Annotated in this window: 15 protein-coding genes and 1 tRNA gene; 8 read left to right on the top strand and 8 right to left on the bottom strand. The window is 60.8% G+C overall.

The window, feature by feature from the left end:
• Nucleotides 1-166 precede the first annotated feature (166 nt).
• The gene (locus tag J2X24_RS13945) at nucleotides 167-1,003 is read right to left on the bottom strand and encodes an SDR family NAD(P)-dependent oxidoreductase (protein ID WP_245344691.1); all 837 of its coding nucleotides are present in this window, start codon (nucleotides 1,001-1,003) and stop codon (nucleotides 167-169) included.
• A gap of 128 nt (nucleotides 1,004-1,131) precedes the next feature.
• On the opposite strand from J2X24_RS13945, the gene J2X24_RS13940 reads away from it, so the two are divergent.
• From J2X24_RS13940 to J2X24_RS13930, 3 genes are read left to right on the top strand one after another with little or no spacing between them, the layout of a single operon-like run.
• The gene (locus tag J2X24_RS13940) at nucleotides 1,132-3,126 is read left to right on the top strand and encodes a TonB-dependent receptor (RefSeq protein WP_245344690.1); all 1,995 of its coding nucleotides are present in this window, start codon (nucleotides 1,132-1,134) and stop codon (nucleotides 3,124-3,126) included.
• 54 nt (nucleotides 3,127-3,180) lie between these two features.
• Nucleotides 3,181-3,549: an ArsR/SmtB family transcription factor gene (locus J2X24_RS13935; RefSeq protein WP_209722703.1), complete on the top strand. Its 369-nt coding sequence runs from the start codon at nucleotides 3,181-3,183 to the stop codon at nucleotides 3,547-3,549.
• Nucleotides 3,546-4,079: an SRPBCC family protein gene (locus J2X24_RS13930; RefSeq protein WP_209722700.1), complete on the top strand. Its 534-nt coding sequence runs from the start codon at nucleotides 3,546-3,548 to the stop codon at nucleotides 4,077-4,079. Before J2X24_RS13935 ends, J2X24_RS13930 begins: the two co-directional genes overlap by 4 nt.
• A 96-nt stretch (nucleotides 4,080-4,175) precedes the next feature.
• Here J2X24_RS13930 and J2X24_RS13925 read toward each other — a convergent pair whose 3' ends face one another.
• The 3 genes from J2X24_RS13925 to J2X24_RS13915 all read right to left on the bottom strand — a co-directional run bounded on the left by J2X24_RS13925 (nucleotide 4,176) and on the right by J2X24_RS13915 (nucleotide 7,400).
• Nucleotides 4,176-5,888, bottom strand: coding sequence for a hypothetical protein (locus J2X24_RS13925; protein ID WP_209722697.1), 1,713 nt, complete (start codon nucleotides 5,886-5,888; stop codon nucleotides 4,176-4,178).
• A 325-nt stretch (nucleotides 5,889-6,213) separates the two neighbouring features.
• Nucleotides 6,214-6,287: transfer RNA gene (locus J2X24_RS13920), tRNA-Gly, on the bottom strand.
• A gap of 54 nt (nucleotides 6,288-6,341) precedes the next feature.
• Nucleotides 6,342-7,400 carry a LacI family DNA-binding transcriptional regulator gene (locus tag J2X24_RS13915; protein ID WP_245344688.1) on the bottom strand — a complete coding sequence of 353 codons (1,059 nt, stop codon included), beginning with the start codon at nucleotides 7,398-7,400 and terminating at the stop codon, nucleotides 6,342-6,344.
• Nucleotides 7,401-7,784: 384 nt separating this feature from the next.
• On the opposite strand from J2X24_RS13915, the gene gcrA reads away from it, so the two are divergent.
• Nucleotides 7,785-8,312 (top strand): cell cycle sigma 70 cofactor GcrA, encoded by a 528-nt coding sequence (gcrA, locus tag J2X24_RS13910; protein WP_209722694.1) that lies wholly within the window; start codon nucleotides 7,785-7,787, stop codon nucleotides 8,310-8,312.
• Nucleotides 8,313-8,443: 131 nt separating this feature from the next.
• Here gcrA and apaG read toward each other — a convergent pair whose 3' ends face one another.
• Nucleotides 8,444-8,839 carry a Co2+/Mg2+ efflux protein ApaG gene (gene apaG, locus J2X24_RS13905; RefSeq protein WP_310003844.1) on the bottom strand — a complete coding sequence of 132 codons (396 nt, stop codon included), beginning with the start codon at nucleotides 8,837-8,839 and terminating at the stop codon, nucleotides 8,444-8,446.
• 232 nt (nucleotides 8,840-9,071) lie between these two features.
• Here apaG and J2X24_RS13900 point away from each other — a divergent pair, with 232 nt between their 5' ends.
• Nucleotides 9,072-10,136: a 2'-deoxycytidine 5'-triphosphate deaminase gene (locus tag J2X24_RS13900; RefSeq protein WP_209722691.1), complete on the top strand. Its 1,065-nt coding sequence runs from the start codon at nucleotides 9,072-9,074 to the stop codon at nucleotides 10,134-10,136.
• Between the two features lie 169 nt (nucleotides 10,137-10,305).
• Nucleotides 10,306-12,030, top strand: a complete 1,725-nt coding sequence (locus J2X24_RS13895) for a cation:proton antiporter domain-containing protein (protein WP_209722687.1) — start codon at nucleotides 10,306-10,308, stop codon at nucleotides 12,028-12,030.
• Nucleotides 12,031-12,165: 135 nt separating this feature from the next.
• On the opposite strand, the gene J2X24_RS13890 is transcribed toward J2X24_RS13895, so the two are convergent.
• Entirely contained in the window at nucleotides 12,166-13,374 is a 1,209-nt protein-coding gene (locus J2X24_RS13890; RefSeq protein ID WP_209722684.1) for a Yip1 family protein, read from the bottom strand.
• Between the two features lie 241 nt (nucleotides 13,375-13,615).
• Here J2X24_RS13890 and J2X24_RS13885 point away from each other — a divergent pair, with 241 nt between their 5' ends.
• Together J2X24_RS13885 and J2X24_RS13880 are read left to right on the top strand one after the other, a co-directional pair.
• Nucleotides 13,616-14,488 carry a DUF3034 family protein gene (locus J2X24_RS13885; RefSeq protein WP_209722681.1) on the top strand — a complete coding sequence of 291 codons (873 nt, stop codon included), beginning with the start codon at nucleotides 13,616-13,618 and terminating at the stop codon, nucleotides 14,486-14,488.
• A gap of 2 nt (nucleotides 14,489-14,490) precedes the next feature.
• The gene (locus tag J2X24_RS13880) at nucleotides 14,491-14,943 is read left to right on the top strand and encodes a group I truncated hemoglobin (RefSeq protein WP_209722678.1); all 453 of its coding nucleotides are present in this window, start codon (nucleotides 14,491-14,493) and stop codon (nucleotides 14,941-14,943) included.
• Between the two features lie 130 nt (nucleotides 14,944-15,073).
• Here the strand turns inward: J2X24_RS13880 and J2X24_RS13875 are convergent, their stop codons facing one another.
• Both J2X24_RS13875 and moaB read right to left on the bottom strand, forming a co-directional pair.
• Nucleotides 15,074-16,288, bottom strand: a complete 1,215-nt coding sequence (locus J2X24_RS13875) for a molybdopterin molybdotransferase MoeA (RefSeq protein WP_209722675.1) — start codon at nucleotides 16,286-16,288, stop codon at nucleotides 15,074-15,076.
• A complete protein-coding gene (moaB, locus tag J2X24_RS13870; RefSeq protein ID WP_209722672.1) occupies nucleotides 16,289-16,858 on the bottom strand; it encodes a molybdenum cofactor biosynthesis protein B in 570 nt (189 codons plus the stop codon).
• Nucleotides 16,859-16,893 lie beyond the last annotated feature (35 nt).

Raw genomic sequence — 16,893 nt, 5'->3', positions numbered from 1 at the left:
CATCTCAAGGGCGGTTTGTTCGGCTGACGGCGCTTTGAGCATACCTCAATGAATCAGAAACCCCCGACTTACGCCAGAGGTTTGTCAGCAGTCTGAGCCTGCCCTTTTGGGGCAGGCTTTTTCTTTGATATCAGAAGGTTTGTGGGGTCGCGGACCCCACGCCCCATTAGTTGTCCTTTGTGAGGAACGTCCGAAACGCCTCAGCATAGTCCGGATGCCAGCGCGACAGCGGCGGGCGGTTCTCGACAATATCCCCGATCGCCCAGACCATGCGCTTTTCATCCAGCGCACGTGGAACATCGTTGTCCGGACAGAGAATATAGAAGTCGCCCCGCTCGATGCTCTCAATCATGAAGTCGACCGTCTGCTCCGCGGTCCAGGCGCCGGCAGGCTTTTCCGCCTGGCCGCGCGCCGTCATCCCTGTCCACACAAAGCCCGGGATCAGCAGATGCGCCGTCACCAATGGGTTGGTCCCATTGCGCAATTCATGCTGAAGCGCTTCGGTAAACACCTTCACTCCGGCCTTCGACACATTATAGGCCGGATCGCCTGGAGGCGTCGTAATCCCCTGCTTCGAACCCGTATTGATCACCAGACCCGGCTTGCCGCGCGTCACCATATGCGGAACAAAGGCCTGCGAACCATACACCACCCCCCACAGATTGGCGCCCAGCACCTTTTGCCAATTGGCCGGATCGAGCACGCTTGAACCCGGCCCGATGGCGGCATTGTTCATCAAGACATCGACTTCGCGCACCGTCTTGGCCAGTCCCGTCATCGCCTCGGCATCGCTGACATCGGCCTCGATGGCGCGGATGTGACTGGCAGCCGCACCGTCATGAATGATCGTCCGCACCGCCGCATCCAGCCGGTCGCTGCCGAGATCGACCAACACGACGTTCAGCCCCATCCCTGCAAACCGTCGCGCGGCCGCCAGGCCTATGCCGGAAGCGCCTCCGGTGATCAGCGCGGTGTTGCCGGGTTGCAGCGCCGGGTGGGTCATGACAGCCTCCATATGGACTTCTGATAGGACGACGGACTACAGCCTGCTTCGACGTAAAAGCAATATCTGAAAACATGGGCTGGCATATGAAACCGCATACCGCGCGAATGACTTTTCTTGTGTTCGGTATGGTGACAGGTGCAACGCCGGCATTGGCGGAAGACGGCGAGGTCATTATCCGTGCCAATCGCCTCAGCGCCTATCGCGGCGATGCGGCCTTCGCCGTTACCGACATCGATCAAGAGACTTTACAACGCGCCGGGCTCGACCAGACCCTGAAGCGCGAAACCCAGGCCTCATTGTTTCGCCGCCAATCGAGCCTGACCGCCAACCCGACCATCCAGGGCATATCGTTACGCGCCATCGGTCCGTCCGGCGCCGGTCGCGCCTTGGTGACACTCGATGGCGTGCCGCAGAACGATCCGTTCGGTGGCTGGGTCATCTGGGCCGCTCTTCCCCAGGACGCCATCGACAACGTCCGTGTCCTGAAGGGCGCAGGCGGCGGGGCCTACGGAGCCGGGGCCCTGACCGGCGTGATCGATATGTCATTGGCGCCTGCGCGCGGCACGCACTATGGCCGCGTCCGCGCCGGCGAAGACCAGAACTGGCTGGTCGCCGGGGGCCTGGGCTTAGGTGATGTCGCCGTCCATTACAGCGCCCGCAATCTGAACGGCGACGCGGCCGTGCGCGCTCCGCAGGCCGGCGCTGCCGACGGCCCGGTCACCGGCCGCGATAGCGCCTGGCTGGGTCATGGCAGCTTTGATCTTTGCGACGGCTGCGGCACCTTGAGCCTCATCGCCGGCACCTATGAAAGCCGCCGCGATACCGGACTGATCGGCGCCACAGCCACCTCGACCGGCGCGCAACTGGCCGTAAGCCTGATCAAGCAGCCGACACCCGAAGCCCTGGGTTGGCGGCTCCAGGCCTGGCACCGCGACTCTGGCCTGAGCAATCGCTCGGTCGCGGTCGCCGCCGGCCGCACGGGCACCAGCACCGCCGCCGACCAGATCAAGACGCCGGCGACCGGCGACGGCATCAATGCCGCGCTGCGCCACCAGAGCAGCGGCACCGAGTGGGAAATCGGCCTCGATGCCCGTGTGACCGAAGGCGAGTCGCGCGAATTCTACCGCTATATGTCGGGCGCCCCGACACGCTACCGCGTCGCCGGCGGCAAGACGGCGCTGACCGGCCTCTATGCCGAGGGGTCAAACACGCAAGGCCCCTGGACCCTGGCCGCCGCCCTGCGTGCCGACACATGGAAGGCCTCTGACGCTCACCGCACGGAAACCGACACGGCCACCGGCTTGCCGACCTTGCAACTGAACCTGGCCGACAAGGACGAAAGCGTCCTGTCCGCCCGGCTGGGCGTCGCCTATGCCTTCGATCGCGTCATCGCCCGCGCCGCCGCCTATAATGGCTTCCGGCCGCCATCGCTGAACGAGCTTTATCGTCCCTTCCGCGTCGGCAACGACGTCACCGAAGCCAATGCCGAACTCAAGCCCGAAACCCTGACCGGTTATGAAATCGGCCTGCGCACACCTGGCCGCGACCGCTTTATCGACGCCACCCTGTTCGCCAATACGCTCACAGATCCCATCGCCAATGTCACTATAGGGACGGGCCCCGGCAGCTTCCCGACTGCGGGCTTTATCCCGGCCGGCGGCACGCTGCGGCAGCGCCGCAATCTGGGCCAGATCAATGCTCATGGCGCCGAAATGCGCGGGCTTTACACCTTCAGCGATCGCTTGGCGGTCAGCAGCTCCGCGACGTGGACGCACGCCCGCGTCGACGCCCCCGGCCAGCCCGCCGATGGCAAACGCCCTGCCCAGGCGCCGGAATACAGCCTGTCGCTGGGCCTGAAATCGCAGCTCGGCAAGACGCAGATCACCGCCGACCTGATACGAGACGGAGAAACCTTTGAGGACGACCTCAATACGCTGACGCTGGAACCCTCGACGCGTCTCAACGTCGATGTCGGTTATCCCTTGAGCGAACGCCTGACGCTCAACCTGTCGGTCGAAAACGCCCTGGACGACGCCATCATGATCCAGCGTTCGGGCGACGGCACCATCAATTATGACAATCGCCGCGCCGTCAGCATCAGCTTGACCTACCGCCGGTAAAATTATTCAACCGACCGGTTGACTATTATTTAGACCGCATCTATATTCAACCACATGGTTGAATTAGAATCCCCCCAACTCAATGCTGTCTTCCATGCGCTTGGCGATGTGACGCGGCGCCGGATGTTGCGGCAGCTTTCAAGCAGTGAACGCACGGTCAGCGAACTCGCCGAACCGTTCGACATCTCGCTGGCGGCCGCCTCCAAGCACATTAAGGCGCTGGAAGCCGCCGGCCTGATCCGGCGCGAAGTCCGCGGCCGCACCCATATGTGCCGCCTCAATCCCGGTCCGATGGCTAGCGCCCATCAATGGCTCAGCACCTATGAGCGCTTCTGGACCAGCCGCCTCGACCTGCTCGAACAGCGCCTGCGTGAAGACGACGCCCGCAAACAATCCCAAACTTCAGAAGGAGACAAGGAATGAACGAAGTCACCACTCTCGACGCCTTTGGCGTCCTGGTCGAACCAGCAACCCTGAAACTGGAACGCCTGCTGCCCGGTCCGGTCGAGCGCGTCTGGGCCTACCTGACCGACAGTGAGTTACGCAAAACATGGCTGGCGGCCGGCGATATGGACCTGCAGGACGGCCTGCCGTTCGAATTCATCTGGCGCAATGACGAACTGTCCAATCCACCAAGCGAGCGCCTTGCCGGCTTTCCGGAAGAGCAGCGCATGACAAGCTGCATCGTCGTCAGCGACCCGCCGCGCAAATTGTCCTTCACCTGGCAAGGTACGGGCGATGTCTCATTCGAGCTGACCCCAAAGGACGATGAAGTCCTGCTGACCGTAACACACAGCCGTATCCCCGAGCGCGGCACCATGCTGATGGTCGGCGCCGGCTGGCACATGCACCTGGATATCCTGACCGCGCGCGCCAACGGCAGGCCGGCCCCCGCCTTCTGGCCAGGCTGGCAGCGGTTACGCGATCAATACGATCAGCGCCTGCCGATCTAGGCTAAGAAAACAAACGCCGCCCGTTTGGAACGGGCGGCGTTCTTGTGAATCCGGAGCGGGTAAGGACGTGCACCGGCAAATGTCTCTGTTCTGAGGCTAGACGGGCGGCCACATCCGTTCCTCAATACGTCTCAGATCATCAACGACAGCTTTGCAGACTTGTTCAAAATGCTTGGAGTAAGTTCCAAAAGTTGAAATTGCATCATCGATAATCTGCTGGGCTTCACTGCTACCAGTATGACCTTTCACCTTTGAGCGAATGCGTTGGACTGCCCGTAGTCCACCCAAACCGGTGCCGCCACTGGCGGCGTCGATACCAAGCAACTTCTCTAACAGCAGAATGCTTTGGTCGTCTTTCGTGTAGGCAATCCCGGCCGCACCCAGCCATTGGCGAATGATTTTCGTTTCAAACCCTTCTGCAATAAGCTTCGACAAATCCATGAATGCTTCCGCCCATTCATCCGTGCTGGTCGTCAGCGGCGTACTTACGCGATCAAACAGCTTTTCATCGCGCAGGGTCCATAGCGGCGACTTCTTCTCGTGCCATTGCCTGAGCATTGAAATTATTTCCCGAAGGGGATGGCTGAAGTGAACCCATTCCCCGAGAAAGTCATTGGTATAAGCGCGTTCGGATATGCTGGTTTTCGGGGGCTCGTTAAACGATAGCCAGTGCAATTGCTCGGTATAAGGCAGTCTGCGGAGGTCGCAGATGTATGCGTGGACCTGCCCGGCCTCGTTCACGTCGTACCCTTTCAAATACCATGCTGCACGGCAGGATACCGACCTCTCACTAACTGTATATTTGTCGCGGTCGGTTTTGTATTTCGACAGAACCTCGGGCTTGAAAAAGGCCGGTGAAAGCTCAAACGGAAGCTCATTCTCGTGCGCTTCAAAATAATTCGTTGTCGCGGCAGGGGCTGTCGATACTGTCGCTACCTTCCCGTGTCTGAAGTCATACGCCGTAAATTCAACGTGCTTCTCATCTCGTTTCCCAAACCATCCGGCCTTTATATCCTCTATGATCTCGGATGGTGCGCGGCGCGGGGAAAGAATTTGGACGCCGCGTGTATAGGCGGCATCACCCGCAATTTTCCGGCGGAAGAAAATCTGATCGCTTCTGTCGTATTTTTCTTCTAGACCATCTGGCCAGCCACCGAAAAATCCCGGACGAAGGAGCGTAAAGTCAAACATCTGGACTAGCGAGGCGTCGGCGACAGCCAGATAGTCCTCCAGTTTATCCCATTTTACCGAGACAAGCTTCACGCCGGAGGTTGCGTCAATGTTAGAAGTTACAGATATGACTTTATCTAAATCCCCGTTACCGTCGTACTTACAGTACGCGCGGTGTTCAGGACGCCAGTGTATTCCGGCCAGGTGCGTGAATTCCTGATGAATCTCGAAATAGTTCCGATCCGCGCCCGCCCATCCTTCAAAAGTCCGCCAGAAAACCAAATCCATCGCCCCCTTCAGGCTCTTGGAGCCGTTGGTGGTGTCTCCCCGCTCAATCCACATACCTTCCCGACCGCCACCTGTCACATAGCTTGCGATACTTGTATCGGGCGTGCTGCTCCATGTCAGCAAATCGTCTTTGTCTAACGGAAAGAGCTGAGAATTGGGAACTACTTGGGAAACCAAATAAGTGAAGGGGCCAGTGGCAAGCAGGGCAACTTCATCTGAAGTACCGTTGGCGTTTACGAATTTGAGATGCCGTTCGCCTGTAATCCAGTTTGTGTATTCGGTCGGATCAGTTGGAATTTCGTCGATCTTTGCAATTGTCTCAATAATTTTTGTATGCGCAAAACTAGTCAAAGTGCCGCTCCGCCACAGAATCGGGCGGAATGTTAACAAATCAACACATCGATGTCGTTAGTTAAAGGCTGTGTCGCCACATTGCCAACGGCAACATAGGGGAACTCAGACACCAAGTGTCGAGGACGACTGTCGCAGTCTTTGCAGAACACACCAAAATCCGGTATCGCCCTCGCGTCGTGAAGCTCAACCGTCCAGATTGCCGCGAGGGATTCTATAAGCGGCAGAACACCAATTCTTCAAATTATTCTACACAGAACCTACACAGGCAAAAATTCCTAATTTTTACCTATATATTTCAACTACTTATTCAAATCCAAAGATTTGGAGCGGGTGAAGGGAATCGAACCCTCGTATTCAGCTTGGGAAGCTGCTGCTCTACCATTGAGCTACACCCGCGTGACTATCGCTAGTGCCACAGGTGCGGCGATGGCGTCAACGTAAAGAAGGCCGCTACCCGCGGAGGGGCGCGGAACTTTCCCGCGCGATCAGGTTGACCGGGATGATATGCGACGGCGTCTCCTTGCCCGACAGGCGCTGCATCAGCATGTCGACCATTATGCCGGCGGCCGACGCCAGGTCCTGGCGCACGGTCGTCAAGGGCGGCGTCAGGAATTTCGCCAGCGACACATCGTCGAAACCGACAAACGCGCAGTCGTCCGGCACCTTGCCACCCCAGTCGGCGAACGCCCGGCGCGCGCCGTGGGCAATCACGTCCGAACCGGCGAAGATCGCGTCGAAATCACCCTTGCGCGCCAGCACGCTGCGCATGGCGGCGTAGGCGGCGGACTCGGTCGGGCGCGTCGAAATGGGCTCGAGGAAGTCCTCGTCAGTATCGGGAACCGCGGCCTTCATCGCTTCGACATAGCCAACATAGCGGCTGTTCATCTCTGGCGCCGAAACATCGCCCAGGAAACGGATGCGCTTGCGGCCCGAGGCCAGCAGGTGCTCAACCGCCATGCGGCCGCCCGCCAGGTTGTCGCTGCCGACCGTACAATAGGCCTGGTTGGGCTGCTGCTCGCCCCATACCACCATGGGCCTGTAGCGCTGGGCGATATCATTGAGCGCCGTGTGCTGTTCGTGCTGGCCGATCACCAGCATGCCGTCGAAGCGGTGCGACTGAACCAACTCATTGAGCCAGCCTTCACGCGGCTGGGTCAGGCGGGTGAGCAAAAGATCGTAACCGCGTGTCACGACGGCATCCGATAGATGACCGATGAATTCGAGCAGGAAGGGGTCGGTGACGTGGCGGCCGTCTTCGCGCGTCATCGGCAGGACCAGGCCCACCGCGCGCGTCGTTTGCAGGCGCAGATTGCGGGCCGACGCATTGACGACATAGCCGTGTTCGCGGGCTATGGCCTCGATTTTTTCGCGCGACGCCTGCGGGATCAGCGGGCTGCCGGCCAGGGCGCGCGATACGGTGGAAACGGAAACGTCGGCAAGGCGGGCAATATCGGCCATCTTAAGCCGCCCGGTGCGGGCGGCGACGGCAGTGTCCAGATTGGCACGCATACTCAAGGCCTCAAAAATTACGAGTGTCTAGCAATGTGCAAAAAACGGCAAAAAACCGTTAACTCCCAGCCACGGACCGCATCCCCAAGGCGCAGTGTACAGAAGCAAAGCGTCTTGGCAATTCGCAATCGGCGACATGACGACGCTTTTTTCACGCCTGTGAACGATATGCCCAATTTATCCACACATGTGGATGTATCGACCACTACATATTGATTTTATGTGGACAGATGAAATTCCCCTGACACCATATATTGCGTCCTTTAACATTTCGTTTACCATTCATAGACGGCTGGGAGAATATCCCACGGGGCATAGTCTATATGTTGCGGTCTGCTTGCTTGCATATCGCAAGTTATATAGGTTTTTCAGGGAGTAGAGAGCATGAGCTGGACTGACGAACGGGTAGAAACCTTGAAGAAGCTCTGGCAGGAAGGCCATTCCGCCAGTCAGATCGCCAAAACGCTGGGCGGCGTGACGCGCAATGCCGTGATCGGCAAGGTGCACCGCCTGGGACTGTCGGGCCGTGCGGCGCCGTCGCAGCCCGCCCGTCCCCTGTACAAACCGCAGCGACCGCCGCGTCCCGTATCGACGCCGCAGCACGCTCCCGCCATGGCGTCCGCGCCGCTGCGCCGAACCGATCCGGTGCTGGCGCGTCCGGTGATCAGCCAGCCCGTGGTGCCCTATGTCGAGACGCCTGGTACGGCGACCGTGCTGACCCTGGGGTCGAAGATGTGCAAGTGGCCGATTGGCGATCCGTCCTCGGACAGCTTCTCGTTCTGCGGCCGCCGTTCGGATGACGGCACGCCCTACTGCGTCGAACATGCCCGCGTGGCCTATCAGCCATCGCAGAAGACCAAGAAGCGCGACACCGGCGCGGACCTGTCGCGCAACCTGCGTCGTTACCTGTAATTGAACTTATCGGGGTTGGGACCTGCGACCCCAAGGCCTTTAAAACCCAAAGAAAAGCCTGGCCTCAAAAAGGTCAGGCTTTTTTTGGCCATCAAAAGATTTTGTGGGGAGCCGACCCCACGCCCCGTAAGTCAATTCAAGACACGGCCCGGATCCGGCAGGTCCAGTGAGAAGGTCGGGATGATCACTTTCAGCGGCGCACCGTCTTCGCGGACAAAGACATAGTAGCCGCTCATCGAGCCCGACGGCGTCGGCAGCGGACAACCCGACGTATAGGTATATTTCTGGCCCGGCTGCAGACGCGGCTTCTGCCCGACCACGCCTTCGCCATTGACCTTGTGCGCGCGGCCAAATCCATCGGTGATCGTCCAGTGACGCGTCTTCAGCTGTACCACTTCATCGGACGAATTACGCATGGTGATGTGATAGGCCCAGGCGAACTGATCCGGGCCGTAGTCGTGCAGCCCGGGCGCCAGGTATTCGACCTCGACGCTGATGGTTATGCCGTGACTGGTATGACTATACACGATCGGGGAATTCTCCTTCTAAAGCCTCGTCCTTCCCTAAAAGTGGAGCCACCTTCCGGACACGAGACTCTTAATTTGTCGCGCCTTTTTGTCCAAAAACCGTTTCACACTTTTTGGAAAGCGCTCTAGATTGCCCGGCCACCGCCCTCGCAGCATATTAATCAATTCGCCGCGACGCACAAAGTTTTTGTTGGACGCGTGCGCCCACAAGTTAAGAGACAAGCCACATTTCATGACCGCCACGACCCTGATCGCGGACCCCGTCGCAGCTACGGCCGACCAGAAACACGGCATCCTGCCCATGCAAAGCCTGGCCGAACTGGTCGCGCAGGGCGTCGTCAAAAGCCAAAGCGCGCTCGACCACGACCAGATCCAGCCGGCCAGCATCGACCTGCGCCTCGGCGACCGGGCTTGGCGCGTGCGCGCCTCCTACCTGCCACGCGGCCGCAAGGTGTCCGAACGCCTGCCCGACGTCGTCATGCATGAGATGGATTTGTCCAAGGGCGCCGTCTTCGAATCCGGCTGCGTCTACATCGCCGAACTTCAGGAAAGCCTGCATCTGCCCGCCGGCATCTCCGCCCGCGCCAATCCGAAATCGTCGACCGGCCGTGTAGACGTTTTCGTACGCCTGCTGTCCGACTATGGCGACCTGTTCGACGACGTCGCGCCTGGCTATACCGGCCCCATCTATGTCGAAATCGCGCCCCAGACCTTCTCGGTCCTGGCGCGCACCGGCACCCGGCTGAACCAGTTGCGCATCAAACGCGGCAATTCGCCCAAGCTCTATACCGCCGACTGCGGCGTCGATCTGACGGGTGACCTGGTCGGCTATCGTGCCCGCCGCCACGCCGGCGTCATCGACCTCGACAATATCGACGGCCACGACCCCAGGAAGTACTGGGAGCCGCTGTACCAGAACAACGGCCAGCTTCTACTGGATCCGGGCGAGTTCTACATCCTGGCTTCGAAAGGCGCCGTCGAAATTCCTGTCATGGAAGCGGCCGAAATGCTGCCGATCGACCCCAGTGTTGGCGAATTCCGCGTCCACTATGCCGGCTTTTTCGACCCTGGCTTCGGCACGGACGAGGCCGGCGCCAAGGGCTCGCGCGGCGTGCTCGAAGTCCGCTGTTTCGACACGCCCTTCCTGCTGGAAGACGGCCAGACCGTCGCACGCCTGGTCTATGAGCCTCTGACCGAACGCCCGGCCCAGCTCTACGGCCAGAGCGGCTCGCACTATCAGGGCCAGGGCCTGAAACTGTCCAAGCACTTCCGGCCCTGGGACGGCACGCATCCGTAACCGCTTCGGTCACGTTTGATAGCAAGGCCGTGATCGGGGTTGACGCATCGCGCTTCAACCCTGAAAGTGCAACCAATCCGCAATCTTAGCTTATGAAGCTCCGGCCAGGAGTCTTGTCCGGCCGGTTTTGCGGGCCTTTTCTGTTTCACACGAACTCTAAAGGCGAGGCATGGACCACCACAATATTTCACTCATCACCACCCTTGCGTCCGGCTTCGGCCTGGCGCTTGTCCTGGGGTTTCTGGCCGCGCGCGTAAAGCTGCCGCCACTGGTCGGCTACCTGCTGGCCGGCATTCTGGTCGGCCCGTTTACGCCCGGCTTCGTCGCTGACGGCCATATCGCCGCCCAGCTGTCAGAAATCGGCGTCATGCTGCTGATGTTCGGCGTCGGCCTGCACTTCTCGCTCGACGACCTGATGTCGGTGCGGAAGATCGCCCTGCCCGGCGCCATCGTGCAGATGTCACTGGCGACCCTGCTCGGCATCGCCCTGACCATGGGGCTATGGGGCTGGGCGTTCGGACCGGCGCTGGTCTTTGGCCTGTGCTTGTCGTGCGCCAGCACCGTCGTGCTGCTGAAGGCGCTCGAGGCCGCCGACGCTACCGAGACCATGAATGGCCGTATCGCCATCGGCTGGCTGGTTGTCGAAGACCTGGTCACGGTTTTGGTACTCGTCCTGCTGCCGCCGCTGGCCCATATTCTCAATGCTGACGGGGCGGCACAAACCGCCACCCATGCGCCGCCGCAAAATCTCTGGATATCGATCGCCACCACGCTTCTGAGTGTCGGCGCCTTTATAGCCCTGATGCTGCTGGTTGGGCGCAAGGTCATGCCCTGGATCCTGTGGCAGGTCGCCAAGACCGGATCGCGCGAACTCTTCACCCTGTCGGTCATCGCCGCCGCCATCAGCATCGCCTGGGGCGCATCGGAACTGTTCAGCGTGTCGTTTGCCCTCGGCGCCTTCTTCGCCGGCATGGTCATGCGCGAATCCAAGTTCAGCCACCGCGCCGCCGAAGAGTCGCTCCCCCTCCGCGACGCCTTTTCCGTGCTGTTCTTTGTTTCGGTCGGCATGCTGTTCGACCCGATGGTCCTGCTGAACAAGCCCATCGAGGTGCTGGCGGTCGTCGCCATCATCATCGCCGGCAAGGGATTGGCCGCGGCCGCCCTCGTCCTGGCCTTCCGCTATCCGCTCAATACCGCCCTGATGGTCGCCGCCAGCCTGGCGCAGATCGGCGAGTTTTCGTTCATTCTTGGCGGGCTTGGCGTCAGCCTGGGCCTGTTGCCGCAGGAAGGCATGAACCTGATCCTGGCCGGCGCGCTGATCTCGATCGCCACCAACCCGTTTATATTCAACGCGATGAAGCCAATTGGCGCCTGGGCGCTCAAGCACTCGAAAACCGTTCGGAGGATGGAGGAACGCGTCGAGCCCCTGGCCGAGCTGCCGACGGCGACCGAGGACCGTTATCTGAAAGGGCAGGTCATCCTGGTCGGTTATGGGCGCGTCGGCAAGCGCATCGCCGAGGCGCTTGACACTCAGGGTATCGCCTATGTTGTCGTTGACCAGAACCGCGAGCGCATTGAAGACCTGCGCAATAACGGCAAGGCCGCGGTCTACGGCAATGCCGCCGAACCCGTGGTCCTGGCCCAGGCGCATGTGCTGAACGCGGCCATGCTGGTCATCGCCACGCCTGACCTGCTGCACGTCCGCCAGATGGTCGATACCGCCCGCCGGGTCAATCCCGACATCGAGGTCGTCCTGCGCACCCACAGCGAAGGCGAAGTCCAGTTCCTCAGAAGCGAGAAGCTGGGCGCCGTCTTCTTTGGCGAGGAGGAACTGGCCAAGGGCATGACGCGGCATATCCTGGAGCGGTTCACGCCGGCACCGGCCGCCGCATAAGAAAGAGGCCGCCTTTTAGAGCGATATGGCGAAAAGTGTAGGCGGTTTTCGCCTTAAATATCGCGACAAAACAAAAACTTAGATCGGTATGACGTTTCCACTTAAAATCATACCGATCTAAACGGCCTCGATTACCTACTTCGCCAGGCCTTCGGCGCGCGCAAGGTCCATGCCGTCGACCAGTCCTTTAAGGGTGGCCATGTCGACATTGTCGCCTTGCGCTTCGATGTTGATCCGTGGCCCGACCAGGACGGAATAGCTGCCGCTTTTGGCGCTGTTGTCGTAATCTTCCGTTACGACGCGGCCGTTGCTGGAAACGATCTTCTTGTATCCGGTTGCCGTCGTCTCGGTCCGGTTGACATTGACCGCCTGAGCCATGGCTGTCAGGCCGCTCATGCTGCCCAGGTCGCTGACCTTCAGCCGAACGGTTCCGGCCCCTAAGGCGTAGGTTGCCTCGGCGTTTGCCACCGCAATGCCGCCGGCCTGGTCCGCACTGGTGGTTGGGTTGGATCGGCTGGCGCCCTGATAGGTTTCCGGCATCAGGGCCAGAAGCTGCGCCGGGTCAACCGTTGCCACAGTCGCCTGCCCGGCCTGCATGGCCGAGGCCTGGGCTTCCATCTGCTTGGTAGCCGCCTCCAGCTTGGCGAGATCGAGCGAGCCAGCCCCCGGCACGGCGACCGTTCCCACAGCCGCGCCGGTAGCGCCCGTCGCGGCGCCACTCAGGAAGCCGCCCGGCATACCGAACTTGTAAATCGGCGCGGACAGCAGGCTGAAGACAAGGCCCAGGACGATCATGACGATGACCGTGACCGCCGTATACCCGACGGCCTTTTCCTGTGGCACATTCATCAGCTTAGGCAGCCCGACATAGAGAAGATAGAGACTATAAAGGCCGAGGATACCCAGCATGGCCAGTGGCGGCAGAATGGCAAAAATACCCGCCAGCCAGCCGGCTGTGCCCGAATAGGCCGCCACCTTGAAGGCGCGCAACTGATTTTTCTGGCCACCGAAGGACGGCGCCAGGGCGTCGATGACCAGGGCAAGGACGAAGACCATAACCAGCGCCAGCACGAATTGCACGACCGCGCCGGTGGCCGCCCACATCAGCGGCGTCTTGTAGCTGATCAACCCGGGAATGCCGACGCCGAATACGCTCATGCCGATGGCACTGGCGATCGGACCGATGGCGGCCAGGGGAATGATGTAGCCGAGATAGATCGATTTGATGTCAGCCGGCTCGTTGGCAATGACATCCCAGGTGGGAGAGGGTTTCAGCAGGATGTTCTTGACGCGGTCGATCAGTGGAGGCGCGGGCTGGGACGGCTTCGATACGGTTTCGGACATGACAACTCCCGGTGTGGAGACGCATCCGGATCATGTGGCGAAACCGGTATGCGTAACAAAAAAGCTAAGACACCATAGGGCTCAGCCCTCTTCGGCGTCACGACTGATACGCATACCAACCTCTTATCGTGATCACGAAAATCCCGGCCGGGCAAGGGATTGCTTTTTTATTTCGACATCAATTCAACCTTAATGCCCGTTAGGTAAACCGATTGCAGTTCATCTCCTGTGGATTGCCATCATGTTTGTCCGTCTTTCCGCCGCCCTCCTTGCCATGGCTGTGCTGGCGACCGCCGGATCGGCGAATGCGCAGTCCCTCACCGGCAGCGGTAAGCTGCTTCTGACCGGCGGTGTCAGCCAGATCGAAGGCGCGGCCGGCGGCGGCCTTACACCGTGGGCGGTCATTGGCGGCTATGGCTCGGCGCGCCAGATCGGCGCCAATGTCTATGCGACCGACGTCAACACCACGGACTTCGATATCCGTTCGACCGGCGTGCTGATCGGCCTCTACGATCGCGTCGAGCTGTCTTATTCGCGCCAGGCGTTCAACACCCAGGACGTCGGCACGGCGCTCGGCCTCGGCCAGAACTATACGATCAATCAGGATACATTGGGCATCAAGGTCAAGGTGCTGGGCGACGCCGTCCTCGACCAGGACCGCTGGTGGCCCCAGGTCAGCGTCGGCGCGCAGTTCAAAAAGAATGACAAGGCCGCGTTGGTGACGGCTCTGGGCGCGCGCCGCGGCAAGGACACCGACTATTACATCAGCGCCACCAAGCTGTATCTGGCACGGGGTATCCTGCTGAATGGCACCTTACGCAGCACGCGCGCCAACCAGTATGGTATCTTAGGCTTCGGCGGCATGGACGATAAACGCCACACCCAGTTCGAAGGCTCGGCGGCCTGGCTGATCAACCGCAAGCTGGCCATCGGCGCCGAGGTCCGCACCAAGCCGGACAACCTCGCCATCGCCAAGGAAGGCGCGGCCTTCGACGTCTTCGCCGCCTATGCGGCCAGCAAGAATATCTCGCTGACAATCGCCTACGCCGACCTCGGCCACGTCGTCACCCGCCGCCAGACCGGCCTTTACGCCTCGCTTCAGGTAGGATTCTGATCATGACCTTTATCGCACTTGCCCTGCTTCTGGCGGCGGCGCCCGTACCCGGCCAGCCCGGCGCCGCCACCACGCCCGTGATCGCGACGGACGGCAAGCTGTTCGCTGAATTCGGCGGCCGCGAAGGCCTTGTGAAGATCGTCGACGACATGTTCGTCAATGTCGACGCCGACCCGCGCATCAACACCTTTTTTGAGCCCGCCAAGCGCGAACAGACCAAGGCGCGCCTGGTCGAGCAGTTCTGCGTCGTATTGGGCGGCGGCTGCACCTACACAGGCAAGGACATGAAGGCGGCGCACAAGAACCTCGGCATTCAGAAGGCCGATTTCAACGCGTTGGTTGAAAACCTGCAAAAGGCGATGGACAAGAACGGCGTGCCATTCTCGGCGCAGAACAAGCTTCTGGCCGCCCTGGCGCCGCAACACCGCGACGTCGTGGAAAAGCCGGCGTACTGATTGATATTGCCCGCACGATGAACCATCGGATGGCCCCGCCCACCGCCTAGCGGCGGTCCCCCCTCCCCATAAATGGGGAGGGGGGACCAATTGCGGAGCAATTGGTGGGCGGGGCCATACTGACGACGCTTCACACTCGGTTGAGCGGGATTATGTCCACCACCGCACCAGCCGCCTGCGCTTGGGCATTGGCCGGCAGGCGCAAGAGCGCATTGGCGCGGGCAAAGACGCTGACCAGCGAGGAGTCCTGATCGCGGAAGGGCGTCACCATCTGGCGGCCATCCTCGGATGTCTCGAGCCTTGCGCGCATATAGGTTTCGCGCGGCCCGGCCGGACCGACGCCCACAGCCAGCGCAGCCTTGATGAAAGGTGATTGCTCAGCCATGCCCAACGACGCTTCGATCCAAGGCTTCAGCAGCAGTTGCGCAACGACAAAGGCCGAGGCGGGATTACCAGGCAGGCTCAGCGTCCTGCGCCCATCGGCCAGTTGCCCGAACGCGGTCGGCTTACCTGGGCGCAGATTGAGCGTTTCAAATTCCAGTGTCAGCCCCAGCGCGCCAAGCGCCGGCTTGACCAGGTCATAGTCGCCGACACTGGCGCCGCCGACCGTGACGATCAGGTCGGCTTCAGCGTGGCGCACCGCCTCTGTAATCGCCGCTTGGCCATCGCCTTCGACGCCGAGATAGGCAGCCTCCCCGCCCCACTCCGCGATCAAGGCCATAAGGGCCAGCGAACCGGATTCAAAAATCTGATCCGGGCCCGGCGTCTGTCCCGGCAGAATCAGTTCATCGCCGGTACACAAGACGGCGATGCGCGGGCGTTTCACGACCTCAAGATTAGCGCGTCCGGCGGCAGCGGCCAGCGACAGGCGCCACGGATCGAGTCGGTCGCCGTTCGCCAGAAGCGGATCAGATGTGCGGAAGTCTCCGCCTTTCGGTCGGATGTTGTTGCTCTTCGCCGTCACAGCGTCGGGCAGGAGGCGGATACCACCTTCGATCTTTTCCGTATTTTCCTGAATGATAACCGCATCGCAGTCGTCCGGCACCGGTGCCCCGGTGAAGATGCGCACGGCCAGCCCGTCGCCAACCGCAGCTTCAAACCGCGCACCGGCAGCGCTCTCGCCAATCACCGCAAGGGTTTCATGCCCCAGATCAGCCTTACGCACCGCATAGCCGTCCATGGCGCTGCTGCGAAACGGCGGCTGGTCGCGCGTCGCTAAGACATCCGCCGCCAGCACGCGCCCCACGGCTGCGTTCAAAGCCACGGTTTCGGGCTGCGGCGTCAGGGCGCCCGAGCGAACGATCCCGACCGCTTCGGTCATGGGCACATTGCGGCGCGCCGGCATCTACTTTTCTTTGAGCCGGGGCATCAGCTCGACCATGTTGCAGGGGCCATGGCGGCTGTCGAGTTGCCAGCGGATGACCTTGTCCCAGCCATCCTTAACCGCGCCGTTAGACCCCGGCAGACAGAAGATGAAGACGCCATCAATGATGCCGGCCAAGGCCCGCGATTGCAGGGTCGACAGGCCAACTGTCTGATAGCTCAGCATGTGGAAGATGGTCGAAAAACCTTCGATCCGCTTATGCAACAAGGGCTCTACAGCCTCAGGCGTGACGTCGCGGCCGGTAATGCCCGTGCCGCCGGTCGAGACAATCGCGTCGATATTGCCGGAACTGACCCAGTTCTTGACGTGCGTACGGATCGCGTCGATGTCATCGCGAACGATAGCGCGCGCCGCCAGGTGATGGCCGGCCATGGTGATCCGCGCCGCCAGCACGTCACCCGACGTGTCGGTCTCCTCGGTGCGCGTATCGGACACAGTCAGGACGGCGATGTTGACCGAGCGAAACGGCCGTTCAGCGTCGATGCGCCCGCCCCCCAGATATTTGAGATCGTTTTCCGTCATTTCGCTCATCTTCGTCCCTATTTTGCGCGCGATATTTAGCCAAA

It is taken from the genome of Asticcacaulis solisilvae (assembly GCF_017875235.1).
GTDB classification, from domain to species: domain Bacteria; phylum Pseudomonadota; class Alphaproteobacteria; order Caulobacterales; family Caulobacteraceae; genus Asticcacaulis; species Asticcacaulis solisilvae_A.
The sequence above is the reverse complement of the archived record's forward strand: the minus strand, read 5'-3'. Positions and strand labels throughout refer to the sequence as shown.

Bases quoted from the DNA above. Each gene is read 5' to 3' on its own strand.
- J2X24_RS13935 (WP_209722703.1), top strand. From the start codon at position 3,181: ATGGTTGAATTAGAATCCCCCCAACTCAATGCTGTCTTCCATGCGCTT.
- J2X24_RS13945 (WP_245344691.1), bottom strand. From the start codon at position 1,003: ATGACCCACCCGGCGCTGCAACCCGGCAACACCGCGCTGATCACCGGA.
- J2X24_RS13875 (WP_209722675.1), bottom strand. From the start codon at position 16,288: ATGCCGGCGCGCCGCAATGTGCCCATGACCGAAGCGGTCGGGATCGTT.
- J2X24_RS13900 (WP_209722691.1), top strand. From the start codon at position 9,072: ATGACCGCCACGACCCTGATCGCGGACCCCGTCGCAGCTACGGCCGAC.
- moaB (WP_209722672.1), bottom strand. From the start codon at position 16,858: ATGAGCGAAATGACGGAAAACGATCTCAAATATCTGGGGGGCGGGCGC.
- gcrA (WP_209722694.1), top strand. From the start codon at position 7,785: ATGAGCTGGACTGACGAACGGGTAGAAACCTTGAAGAAGCTCTGGCAG.
- J2X24_RS13890 (WP_209722684.1), bottom strand. From the start codon at position 13,374: ATGTCCGAAACCGTATCGAAGCCGTCCCAGCCCGCGCCTCCACTGATC.
- J2X24_RS13895 (WP_209722687.1), top strand. From the start codon at position 10,306: ATGGACCACCACAATATTTCACTCATCACCACCCTTGCGTCCGGCTTC.
- J2X24_RS13915 (WP_245344688.1), bottom strand. From the start codon at position 7,400: ATGCGTGCCAATCTGGACACTGCCGTCGCCGCCCGCACCGGGCGGCTT.
- J2X24_RS13880 (WP_209722678.1), top strand. From the start codon at position 14,491: ATGACCTTTATCGCACTTGCCCTGCTTCTGGCGGCGGCGCCCGTACCC.
- J2X24_RS13885 (WP_209722681.1), top strand. From the start codon at position 13,616: ATGTTTGTCCGTCTTTCCGCCGCCCTCCTTGCCATGGCTGTGCTGGCG.
- J2X24_RS13940 (WP_245344690.1), top strand. From the start codon at position 1,132: ATGGTGACAGGTGCAACGCCGGCATTGGCGGAAGACGGCGAGGTCATT.
- J2X24_RS13930 (WP_209722700.1), top strand. From the start codon at position 3,546: ATGAACGAAGTCACCACTCTCGACGCCTTTGGCGTCCTGGTCGAACCA.